Here is a 12,172-nt window from a genome sequence, read left to right on the forward strand (position 1 = left end):
TTAATCAAATGAACATTATAAATTTAGGAATTCTTGCTCACATTGATGCAGGAAAAACTTCCGTAACCGAAAATCTGCTATTTGCCTGCGGAGCAACGGAAAAGCGCGGCAGTGTTGATAAAGGTGACACCATAACAGACTCTATGGATATAGAAAAACGTAGAGGAATTACTATTCGGGCTTCTACGACATCTATTGTTTGGAATGGTGTGAAATGCAATATCATTGACACTCCGGGACACATGGATTTTATTGCAGAGGTGGAGCGGACATTCAAAATGCTTGATGGTGCAGTCCTCATATTATCGGCAAAGGAAGGCATACAAGCACAAACAAAGTTGCTGTTCAAGACTTTGCAAAAACTGCAAATCCCGACAATTATATTTATCAATAAGATTGATCGTGCCGGCGTAAATCTTGAGCGTTTATATCTGGACATAAAAACAAATCTGTCGCAAGACGTCTTGTTTATGCAAACGGTTGTCGATGGAGTCGTTTACCCGATTTGCACCCCAACAGATATAAGGGCAGAACACAAAGAATTTGTATGCAACCATGACGACGATATATTAGAACTATATTTGGCGGATAAAGAAATCTTACCGGCAGATTATTGGAATGCGATAATCGCTCTTGTGGCAAAAGCCAAAGCCTATCCGGTCTTGCATGGATCAGCAATGTGCAATATTGGCATCAATGAGTTGTTAGACGCCATCATTTCTTTTATATTTCCTCCGGCATCAGTCCCCAATAGACTTTCAGCTTATCTTTATAAAATAGAACATGACCCCAAAGGGCATAAAAGAAGTTTTCTAAAAATTATTGACGGAAGGCTGAGACTTCGAACCGTTATAAAAGTCAATGATTCTGAAAAATTCATCAAGATTAAAAATCTAAAAACCATTTATCAGGGCAAAGAGATAAATGTTGATGAAGTGGTTGCTAATGATATCGCAATTATAGAAGATATAGAAGAATTAAGAATCGGAGATTATTTAGGTGTTAAACCTTGTCTGATTCAAGGATTATCTCATCAGCATCCCGCCCTCAAATCTTCTGTCCGACCAGACAAGCCCGAAGAGAGAAGCAAGTTGATATCCGCTCTAAATGTATTGTTTATTGAAGACCCGTCTCTGTCCTTTTCCATAAATTCATATAGTGATGAATTGGAAATCTCGTTATATGGTTTAACCCAAAAAGAAATCATACAAACATTGCTGGAAGAACGATTCTCCGTAAAGCCCCATTTTGATGAAATCAAGACTATCTACAAAGAACGACCTAAAAAGAAGGTGAATAAGATTATCCATATCGAAGTCCCTCCCAACCCTTACTGGGCCTCCATAGGACTGACTCTTGAACCTTTACCGATAGGGTCAGGGTTGCAAATCGAAAGTGAAATCTCCTTTGGTTATCTGAACCATTCTTTTCAAAATGCCGTTTTTGAAGGAATCCGTATGTCTTGCCAATCGGGATTGCATGGATGGGAAGTGACGGATTTGAAAGTAACCTTTACTTATGCCCTTTATTATAGTCCGATAAGTACCCCTGCCGATTTTAGACAATTGTCTCCTTATGTCTTCAGGTTGGCTTTGCAACAATCAGGAGTGGATATTCTCGAACCGATGCTCTATTTTGAGTTACAGATACCACAAGTAGCAAGTTCCAAAGCTATTACAGATCTGCAAAAAATGATGTCTGAGATTAAAGGTATCAGTTGTAATAATGAGTGGTGTCTTATTGAAGGGAAAGTTCCATTAAATACAAGTAAAGACTATGCCTCAGAAGTAAGTTCATACACTAAAGGCTTAGGCACTTTTATGGTTAAGCCGTGTGGGTATCAAATAACAAAAGGCGGTTATTCTGATAATACCCGTATGGAAGAAAAGGATAAACTTTTATTCATGTTTGAAAAATCAGTATCATCAAAATAATGGAACGATCCAGGAATTTCTATAAGACAATACGGTTGGGGTATATACTTATCTCCGTTCTTATCGGATGTATAGCATATAATAGCTTCTATGAATGGCAGGAGATAGAAGCATTAGAACTTGACAATAAAAAAATAGACGAGTTCCGAAAAGAGATAAACAATATCAATATTCAAATGATAAAATTCTCTCTATTTGGTGAAACAATACTGGAATGGAACGATAAAGATATCGAACATTACCATGCACAGCGTATGGCAATGGACAGTATGCTCTGCCGTTTCAAAGCTACCTATCCGGCAGAGCGTATAGACAGCGTACGCCATCTTCTCGAAGATAAGGAACGGCAGATGTGCCAAATCGTGCAGATACTTGAACAGCAACAAGCCATCAACGATAAGATACCCCGTCAAGTACCCGTAATCGCGCAGAAAAGTGTGCAAGAACAACCCAAGAAACCTAAACGAAAAGGATTCTTGGGCATCTTCGGCAAAAAGGAAGAAGCGAAACCAACTGTGACTACCACGATGCACCGTTCCTTTAACCGGAATATGAGAACCGAACAACAGGCGCAAAGCCGTCGCTTATCGGTTCATGCCGATAGCCTTGCCGCACGAAATGCGGAACTTAACAGGCAACTGCAAGGACTGGTTGTTCAAATAGACGGGAAAGTACAAACTGACCTACAAAAGCGGGAAGCCGAGATAACAGCCATGCGGGAACGGTCGTTCATTCAGATTGGGGGCTTGACAGGGTTCGTTATACTGCTACTGGTCATATCATATATCATCATACACCGAAATGCCAACCGCATCAAGCGATATAAACAGGAAACCGCAGATTTAATTGAGCGACTGCAACAAATGGCAAAGCGAAACGAGGCACTGATAGCCTCTCGCAAGAAAGCCGTTCATACCATTACCCATGAATTACGTACACCACTGACGGCAATAACGGGTTATGCCGGACTGATGCGGAAAGACTGCAATACGGATAAAACCGGGACGTATATCCGAAACATTCAGGAATCTTCTGACCGCATGCGTGAAATGCTGAACACCCTGCTGAATTTTTTCCGGCTGGACAACGGCAAGGAACAGCCTAATTTCTCCGCATGTAGGATTTCCGCAATCACACATACGCTCGAAACGGAGTTTATGCCAATCGCCATAAACAAAGGACTGACTCTGACAATACATTGCCACAAGGATGCCTTTGTATGTACAGATAAGGAACGCATCTTGCAAATCGGGAACAACCTGCTGTCCAACGCTATCAAGTTCACGGAGAACGGCAGTGTTTCTTTGCGGGCAGATTATGATAACGGTCTGCTGAAACTTATCGTCGAAGATACGGGTACAGGTATGACCGAAGAGGAACAGCAACGGGTATTCGGGGCGTTTGAACGTCTGTCAAACGCTGCCGCAAAGGATGGCTTCGGATTAGGTCTTTCCATTGTTCAGCGTATTGTGACAATGCTCGGCGGCACAATCCGTCTGGAGAGCGATAAAGGCAAAGGTAGCCGTTTCACGGTGGAAATCCCCATGCAGACAGCCGAGGAACTACCGGAACGGATAAATCAAACACAGGTTCATCATAACCATACATTCCACGATGTGGTTGCCATCGACAATGACGAAGTGCTGCTCCTGATGCTGAAAGAAATGTATGCACAGGAAGGGATACACTGCGATACCTGCACCAATGCTGCGGAGCTGATGGAACTGATACGAAAAAAGGAATACAGCCTTCTTCTGACGGATCTGAATATGCCGGATATAAACGGTTTCGAGTTGCTGGAACTGTTGCGCACTTCCAACGTTGGCAATTCAAGGGATATCCCGGTAATCGTGACAACCGCTTCGGGCAGTTGCGGCAAAGAGGAACTTATAGAACATGGATTCACAGAATGCCTGTTCAAGCCGTTCTCCATATCTGAACTGATGGAGATTTCAAATAAATGCGCCATGAATGCGGCACAAAATGAAAAGCCGGGTTTCACCTCCCTGCTATCCTACGGCAATGAAGCCGTCATGCTGGAGAAATTGATAACGGAAACAGAAAAGGAAATGCAGTCGCTCAGGTATGCGGAACAACGGAAAGACCTTCCGGAACTGGACGCCCTAACACACCACCTGCGCAGCTCTTGGGAGATACTCCGTGCCGACAGACCGTTGAGGGAACTTTATAAACTGATTCATCACAATGGCACACCTGACGACAAAGCAATAGGCAATGCCGTAAGAGCTGTGCTGGATAAGGGTTCGGAGATAATCCGGCTGGCAAAAGAAGAAAGGAAGAAATACAACAATGGATAAGATAAAAATCATCGTGGTGGAGGACAACATCGTGTATTGCGAGTTTGTCTGTAACCTGCTGGCACGTGAGGGATTCCGTACCGTGCAGGCTTTCCACCTCTCGACAGCGAGGAAACTTCTGCAACAAGCCGCTGACGGGGACATCGTGGTTTCAGACCTGCGCCTACCTGACGGCAATGGTATCGACCTGTTGCGTTGGATGCGCAAAGAGGGTATGACGCAGCCGTTCATCATCATGACCGACTATGCCGAAGTGCATACGGCGGTTGAAAGTATGAAACTCGGCTCGCTGGACTACATACCCAAACAACTCGTGGAGGACAAACTCGTGCCTCTTCTCCGTACCATACTGAAAGAGCGGAATATCGGGCGGAGCCGTATGCCCGTGTTTGCCCGTGACGGTTCCGCCTTCCGGAAAATCATGCACCGGATAAGGCTGGTAGCACCAACCGACATGAGCGTACTGATATTCGGAGAGAACGGCACGGGCAAGGAGCATATCGCCCACCATCTGCATGATAAAAGCAAACGTTCCGGCAAGCCGTTCGTGGCTGTGGACTGCGGATCGTTAAACAAAGAGCTTGCTCCATCGGCATTTTTCGGACACGTCAAAGGCGCATTCACCGGTGCGGACAGTGCCAAGAAAGGATATTTCCATGAAGCCGAAGGCGGCACGCTGTTTTTGGACGAAGTGGGCAACCTCGCACCGGAAACCCAACAGATGCTTCTGCGTGCCATACAGGAGCGGCGATACCGCCCCGTTGGTGACAGGACGGATAGAAGTTTCAATGTCCGTATTATCGCTGCCACCAACGAGAATCTGGAAAAGGCGGTCAATGAAAAGCGTTTCCGGCAGGACTTGCTGTACCGTCTGCACGACTTCGATATAACCGTTCCGCCGCTGCGTGATTGTCAGGAAGACATCATGCCGCTGGCAGAGTTTTTCCGCGAGATTGCCAATAATGAATTGGAGTGCAAGGTTAGCGGATTCAGCTCCGAAGCACGGAAAGCGTTGCTGACCCATTCATGGCCGGGCAACGTGCGCGAGCTTCGGCAGAAAATCATGGGCGCGGTGTTGCAGGCACAGACGGGACTTGTCACGAAAGAGCATCTGGAACTTGGGATAACCGAAACAACCTCTATTACCGGCTTCTCCCTACGCAACGATGAGGAAGATAAAGAGCGGATTCTGCGTGCTTTGAAGCAGGCTGACGGGAACCGGAAGGTCGCTGCCGAATTGCTTGGAATAGGCAGGACAACACTCTATAATAAACTGGAAGAATATGGATTGAAGTATAAATTTGAGCAACCATAGCCCGCAATTCGCTGAAAATGGCTATCTTTGCATGACATATTAGAAGGTAACGGCGACTGGCAGAGCCTTTTGCCGCCTATATATAACATAAGACCGCAAGGCGTTTCGAGCGAAAATCTGGTAAATTGACACTACGGAGACGATTGCGTGATGCTTATGCTATGCCTACGCATAGCGTGCATTCACGTACTCTCCGTAAAAGGCTTTACCAGAGCCGTCGCTCGAAAGTAGTGTGATTTGCACGCTACTTTTTTGTCCTTGCCCAACGAAAGGAAACGATAATGGGTAAAGTACAGATTCTTGCCGTCCTCACGATGGACGGTTGTCAAAGCTCCGAGTTATGTTGCAAAGCGTATAAGGAACTGCGCCTTGAAGATTGCGGCATCAATAAGATAAGGGAAAACGCCCTTTATCATATCACACCGGATTATTCCATATCTATGCTTGACGAATGGCGGAAATCCACAACAGACATCTGCTATCTGGCAGAAGTCACTCCTGAAAAGGCGGACTACATCAACGGGCTGCTGCGTATGCGTGTGGTGGATGAAATCATACTTTACACGATTCCTTTCATTGCCGGAACGGGAAAGCGTTTCTTCCAGTCCGCCTTGCCACAGGGACAATGGACGCTGACCTCACAGAAGGTGTACCGCAACGGAGTGGTCCGCCATATCTATAAAGCGTGCGTTTGATGTCCGGAAAGTGGACGAATGTTCAGTAAATGAACACTTTAAGCTGAATACAATTCCTGTCGGATAAATAAATTGAGAAATTATCACACTGAAATCCAGCACCTTGCAGAGAGCGTGCCGGATTTTTTCTTTTATGTACACGCTTTTTGCCAATCATATTCATGTGCGCATACCGAAAAACAGAGTGTAAAATTTCAAAATTGACAGGACATGAATTATTTCTTATTGGCGGAAACCGAGTTCTTCCGCCGTATAAACGAAGCCGGGGACTGCAATATGGAAACGGCATACACGGCTTTCGCCACGCAAGTGATCGAACTATGCAGCGGCAATGTGGACACCAACCGCACCATCATTGCGCTGGCTTACATTGAAATCGAGTTGCAGCACCATCCCGTGCGCAATCTTCCCGAAGAAAAGAGGGAGGTTGCAGCCTACATCAGCAAGGCACTCTCTTTCGTGAGGAAGATGCAGAAGTTCCTTGCCGCTCCCCAAGTGCCACCACTAATCCCCATCCGTACATCCTCCGACAACACAACCGAAAATCCCGCCTCACCCCTGCAATGGACGGGCAACGCCATCGACCTCGTGGAACTTATCTACGGCATCAACGAGATGGGCTGCATCAACAACGGCAACATGCCGCTCAAACAGCTGGCCCCGCTTCTCTACAAGATTTTCGGGGTTGAATCAAAGGACTGCTACCGCTTCTATATAGACATCAAACGCCGGAAGAACGAAAGCCGCACCTATTTCCTTAACAGAATGCAGGAGAAACTGAACGAGAGAATGCTCCGCGACGAAGAAATGGAGCGCATGAGAAGATAAAAAATATCCATTATAAATAAAAAGACAGGATGCATGTATTCCTGTCTTTTTAGTTTATATTTGATTACATACTAATTAGTTCTATATGAAACCTTTCAATCCGATAAAGATAAACTGCAAAACATTATGTCTGGGAAATAATAGAACAATTAGTGCTATTAGCATTTATAATTACTACGAACGATGAAACAACTACTTTAAGATTGATCTATAAAAATCGCCACTTTGCAGTTTGTTTTTTGTGTAAAATTCGCCAATTAAAAAATTATGATTATCTTTGCACTATAATTCATAAAGGTATGGAAACAGTAAATAGAATACTTCAAGAGAAGATTACTGCACGAATCGCGCCCAATAAAGCAGTATTAATTTTTGGTGCCCGCCGTGTTGGTAAAACGGTAATGATGCGTAAAATTGTGGACAACTATTCAGGTAGGACTATGATGCTCAACGGTGAAGACTACGACACATTAGCACTTTTGGAGAATCGCTCAATTGCCAATTATCGACATTTGCTGGATGGTATTGATTTGCTGGCTATTGATGAGGCACAGAACATACCACAAATCGGTAGTATTCTGAAGTTGATAGTTGATGAAATACCGGGAATAAGCGTCTTGGCAAGTGGTTCTTCATCATTCGATTTACTGAATAAGACTGGTGAACCGTTGGTAGGTCGCAGTACGCAATTTTTACTTACTCCTTTTTCGCAACGGGAAATAGCACAAATAGAAACCCCTTTTGAAACTCGTCAGAATCTTGAAGCCCGTTTAATTTACGGTTCATATCCTGAAGTAGTAATGATGGAGAACTATGAACGTAAAACAGACTATTTACGCGATATTGTAGGTGCATACCTGCTTAAAGATATCTTAGCAATTGACGGCTTAAAAAATTCGAGCAAGATGCGCGATCTGCTTCGATTGATAGCTTTTCAGTTGGGCAGTGAAGTTTCTTACGATGAGTTAGGTAAACAGCTCAGCATGAGCAAAACAACAGTTGAAAAATATCTTGACCTCTTGGAGAAAGTATTCGTTATATATCGTCTTGGGGCTTACTCGCGCAATCTTCGCAAGGAGGTGACGAAAGCTGGGAAGTGGTATTTCTATGATAATGGCATTCGAAATGCTATTATAGGTGCTTTTTCACCATTGGCTATTCGGCAGGATGTTGGTGCATTGTGGGAGAACTATATCATCGGAGAGCGTCGTAAGGCGAATTTCAACGAAGGGCTGCATAAGGAGTTCTATTTTTGGCGTACTTACGATAAACAAGAGATTGATCTTATCGAAGAGAATCCTAATAATCTGACCGCATTGGAATTTAAATGGGGGAACAAGATGCCGACTGTTCCAAAAGTATTTCAAGAAGCATATCCACACGTAGAGTTTCATGTGGTGAACAGGGAAAATTATTTAGAATTTGTGTAATGTAAAAATTTATAAGAGTATGTATTTAAGCCGGTTGCATATTAGTAAGTTTAGAGTATTCGATGATATCACCTTGTATTTCAAGAATGGTATAAATATACTGATTGGAGAAAATAATTCGGGAAAAACCGCAATTATAGATGCCTTACGTATATGTCTCGGATGCGGTAAACCAGATAACTTTATTTATGTGCAAGACGGAGATTTACATGTTAATCCGGAAAATCCTTCAGAAATCAACACAGTCATACAATTTGACTTGATATTTGAATTTGGAGATGCGTCAATTGAAAGGGAATGTTTCTATGATTTCATATCACAAGATAAAGACAATCCTGACAAGCAAACGATACAGTTGCATTTGAAATTCATCCAAGAAAATAATGGGAAGAAAAAATATTTCAAACGAATAATATGGGGTGGAGACAACGAAGGGCAGCAAGTACCTTATGAATCTTTACAAGAAATCTTTTATACCTATTTAAGTCCACTAAGAGATGCCGTAAGTTGTCTGCGACCTTATTCATATGACAATAAAACATCGCAGTTATTCAACCAACTTACAAAATATGACAAAGGCAACGAAAGCATACCTCTGAATGAAGAAAAGAAAAAATCACTTGCAAAAAATCTATACCAAATCTTCGAGAATGATGCTTATGATTGGAAACATATTTTAACTACAGGAAAGAGCAAAGTTAATGAGCATCTTGAAGGTACAGGAATAACTCTAAAACATCCTGATATAGAAATGCGCTATGTAGGCCGAGAGTTCTCGGATGTTGTACGTGGTATCGAATTAAAATGTCCGGTTTATAAAACAGTCGAAGCCGGACAAGAACAGAAATACTTTACCCTATCTCAAAATGGTTTAGGTGAAAACAATCTTATTTTCACATCCGTTGTCTTAGGAGATCTTATCAACAGATGCGAAGACCATGCTTTGGAAATCTACAACGCTTTACTTGTGGAAGAGCCCGAAGCACACTTGCATCCACAGTATCAGAATACTTTCTTCGAGTATCTAAATGAATTACAAAGCAAAGGACTTCAAGTATTTGTAACATCGCACTCACCGACAATTACGGCTAAATCGGATGTCAATAATATTTCCATTTTGCAACGTAAACAAAGTATTATACAGTCATTTTCATTTGATGAATTATCGGAAGATGATTATCCGAAAGAAAGTAAACGACATTTGCGAAAATTCTTGGACACGACAAAAGCTCAATTATTTTTTGCTAACGGAGTGTTGTTGGTAGAAGGTGTCGCAGAAGCGATTATTATACCCATTCTCGCAAAGAAATTCTTGACCGAAAAAATCGACTTGTGTAAAAGTGGCATTGAATTAGTCAATATCGGAGGTGTCGCATTCAATCATTTTGGGTTATTATTTAACAATGATGATGAGAGAAAGCGACTATTGTCGAAATGTGCGATCATTACAGACAGCGATCCCAAAGACAATGGAGATATATCTGACAGAGCGCAAAAAGCAAAGGATTTAGAGAAACATAACCTGAAAGTATGTTTGGCTACACACACTCTTGAGCATGATTTATTCGAACAATCTGAGCGTAACAAAGCTATAATGCGAGATGTATATCGAAAAATACATGCTCAAACAGATGATTTAAGTGGTGATTTTAATGTCTCTACTTTAATGAAAAAACTCAAATCTAATAAAGATAAAGCGGAATTTGCATTACAACTTTGTGATAGATTAGAAACCGAAGTAGCGTTCGATGTACCTGATTATATAAAGGATGCTATTTTGTTCATAGCCCCTTCAGAATAAAAGTATGGATATTCAATTATCAGCACAACAACAAGCTGTTGTAGGTTGCAACGAGCCGAGAATTGTCGTGAAAGCCTGTCCGGGAAGTGGAAAGACTTTCTCTGTGGCTGCGCGTATGGCAAAACTTTTACGAGAGAATAATTTATCGAGACACCGAGGAATTGCAGCCATATCTTTTACCAACACTGCATGTGAGGTTATACAAAAAGAACTTAAAGAGACATTCGGTTGTCGAAATATAGGTTATCCTTCATTTATAGGGACGATTGATAGTTTTATAAATACTTACATATTTCTGCCTTATGCCCATTTAGTTATGGGATGTGATTGTCGTCCTGAAATAGTAGGAACCGCATTTAATAAATGGTTTGATTATGATCCGACCCAAACAAGATATATTAGGGGTAAGCACGGTGAACGAATAATTACATCTCGTGATACCAACTACTATTTCGATCTCATATCATTTGGGCTTAATGACCAATTATTGCGATTAGCCCCATATCAGTCATATCATTTCGGAAAAGCGGATTGGGATAATCCCAATAAGAAAGATGGTTCACCTAAAAAGATTATATCTGAATTGAAAGAGATGAAATGGAAACATTTCAATGCAGGCAAGTTCAATCAGGCAGATGCGATATATTTTACATTCAGAATATTAGATAAATATCCTTCAATAACACAAAATCTTGTCCGTAGATTTCCTATATTGATAATTGATGAAGCTCAAGACACAACAGAGTTGCAAATGGCTATAATTGATAAATTATCTCAATATGGAGCGGAATCTATTATGTTGATTGGGGATCCTGACCAAGCAATTTTTGAATGGAATACTGCCAGTCCACATTTATTTATGGAAAAATACAATAATCCAGATTGGCATTCATTGGATTTGTCGGAAAATAGACGTAGCTCCGAAAAAATATGTCAATTAGCTAATCGTTTCTCAGGAAATGAAATGTGTTCAATAGCAAGTGACAAGGATTACACAGACGAGCCATGTATTAAAGGGCATCTCGACACGCCGGAATCTGTCAATCAAATTACGAATCATTTCATCGAAAAATGCAATGAGATGGGATTGGATGAATCTGAATATGCAGTTGTATTTCGAGGACAAAAGTTTGGCGAAACAAACTTTGGATTAGTAAACAATGATAGCTCATCAAGACAGAATAGTCCGTGGATAAACGGACACTACGGCGTTAGAGATATTGTATATGGAAAATATTTGATTGATCATGGAAAATATACTGACGGACTATCTCTTATAGAAAAAGGTTGCTATAAAATAACAAAGCGAGTACGGTATGTTCCCGCAAGTACAATACGAAAAGAAATAGGGGAAGTAGGGTTTAGAAGACATAGAGCAGAAATGGTTGAGTTTATTCAAAAATTACCTTCAACGAATAATACACTGTCTAATTGGATTACGGAACTTCAACAAACGGGCATAAATCTAACTGTTGATTTGGGCAAGGCGAATGTCCGTATTGAATCGCTTTTTAGAACAGTAAATCATCTCTTTCGGCAAGAGCGACCTTACCTGAAAACAATTCATTCGGTAAAAGGCATGACATTGGAGGCTATTTTAGTATTTCTATCTAAAAAAGCTGTCAGCACGAACTATGCAACGATTTTGAATAATCCTGCAAAGTATTCTGTTGACAATAATGAAGAACTCCGCATTGTGTATGTTGCATGTACACGACCTAAAAAAATGTTATGGATAGCCGTTCCATCAGACGATATCGATTGTTGGAGAAATAAATTGTTCTAAGCAAAAACAGATGATGCGATATTGTTTGCCATCATCTGTTTTTTGCTTTATATTTAACTACTTGG

At 41.6% G+C, this 12,172-nt stretch carries 8 protein-coding genes; all 8 read left to right on the plus strand.

What is annotated here, in order from left to right; all coding sequences use genetic code 11:
- Positions 1 to 8: 8 nt before the first annotated feature.
- The 8 genes from tet (at position 9) to KSX81_RS04385 (ending at position 12,107) form a co-directional block, all read left to right on the plus strand.
- The gene (gene tet, locus KSX81_RS04350; protein ID WP_005944279.1) at positions 9 to 1,934 is read left to right on the plus strand and encodes a tetracycline resistance ribosomal protection protein; all 1,926 of its coding nucleotides are present in this window, start codon (positions 9 to 11) and stop codon (positions 1,932 to 1,934) included.
- Positions 1,934 to 4,252, plus strand: a complete 2,319-nt coding sequence (locus KSX81_RS04355; protein ID WP_005944277.1) for an ATP-binding protein — start codon at positions 1,934 to 1,936, stop codon at positions 4,250 to 4,252. The genes tet and KSX81_RS04355 overlap by 1 nt, the downstream gene beginning before the upstream one ends.
- Positions 4,245 to 5,567: a sigma-54-dependent transcriptional regulator gene (locus KSX81_RS04360; protein ID WP_005944275.1), complete on the plus strand. Its 1,323-nt coding sequence runs from the start codon at positions 4,245 to 4,247 to the stop codon at positions 5,565 to 5,567. Before KSX81_RS04355 ends, KSX81_RS04360 begins: the two co-directional genes overlap by 8 nt.
- A gap of 281 nt (positions 5,568 to 5,848) precedes the next feature.
- A complete protein-coding gene (locus tag KSX81_RS04365; protein ID WP_005944197.1) occupies positions 5,849 to 6,262 on the plus strand; it encodes a dihydrofolate reductase family protein in 414 nt (137 codons plus the stop codon).
- A 210-nt stretch (positions 6,263 to 6,472) separates the two neighbouring features.
- Entirely contained in the window at positions 6,473 to 7,090 is a 618-nt protein-coding gene (locus tag KSX81_RS04370) for an RteC domain-containing protein (RefSeq protein WP_005944195.1), read from the plus strand.
- A 299-nt stretch (positions 7,091 to 7,389) separates the two neighbouring features.
- Positions 7,390 to 8,520 (plus strand): ATP-binding protein, encoded by a 1,131-nt coding sequence (locus tag KSX81_RS04375; protein ID WP_005944193.1) that lies wholly within the window; start codon positions 7,390 to 7,392, stop codon positions 8,518 to 8,520.
- Positions 8,521 to 8,539: 19 nt separating this feature from the next.
- Positions 8,540 to 10,321, plus strand: a complete 1,782-nt coding sequence (locus KSX81_RS04380) for an ATP-dependent nuclease (protein ID WP_005944191.1) — start codon at positions 8,540 to 8,542, stop codon at positions 10,319 to 10,321.
- Between the two features lie 4 nt (positions 10,322 to 10,325).
- Entirely contained in the window at positions 10,326 to 12,107 is a 1,782-nt protein-coding gene (locus KSX81_RS04385; RefSeq protein WP_005944188.1) for a UvrD-helicase domain-containing protein, read from the plus strand.
- Positions 12,108 to 12,172: the final 65 nt, after the last annotated feature.

This window comes from Bacteroides sp. MSK.18.37, assembly GCF_019129155.2.
Classification (GTDB): Bacteria; Bacteroidota; Bacteroidia; order Bacteroidales; family Bacteroidaceae; genus Bacteroides; species Bacteroides ovatus.

Coding starts and splice junctions, on each gene's coding strand:
- tet (WP_005944279.1), top strand. CDS start 9: ATGAACATTATAAATTTAGGAATTCTTGCTCACATTGATGCAGGAAAA.
- KSX81_RS04355 (WP_005944277.1), top strand. CDS start 1,934: ATGGAACGATCCAGGAATTTCTATAAGACAATACGGTTGGGGTATATA.
- KSX81_RS04360 (WP_005944275.1), top strand. CDS start 4,245: ATGGATAAGATAAAAATCATCGTGGTGGAGGACAACATCGTGTATTGC.
- KSX81_RS04365 (WP_005944197.1), top strand. CDS start 5,849: ATGGGTAAAGTACAGATTCTTGCCGTCCTCACGATGGACGGTTGTCAA.
- KSX81_RS04370 (WP_005944195.1), top strand. CDS start 6,473: ATGAATTATTTCTTATTGGCGGAAACCGAGTTCTTCCGCCGTATAAAC.
- KSX81_RS04375 (WP_005944193.1), top strand. CDS start 7,390: ATGGAAACAGTAAATAGAATACTTCAAGAGAAGATTACTGCACGAATC.
- KSX81_RS04380 (WP_005944191.1), top strand. CDS start 8,540: ATGTATTTAAGCCGGTTGCATATTAGTAAGTTTAGAGTATTCGATGAT.
- KSX81_RS04385 (WP_005944188.1), top strand. CDS start 10,326: ATGGATATTCAATTATCAGCACAACAACAAGCTGTTGTAGGTTGCAAC.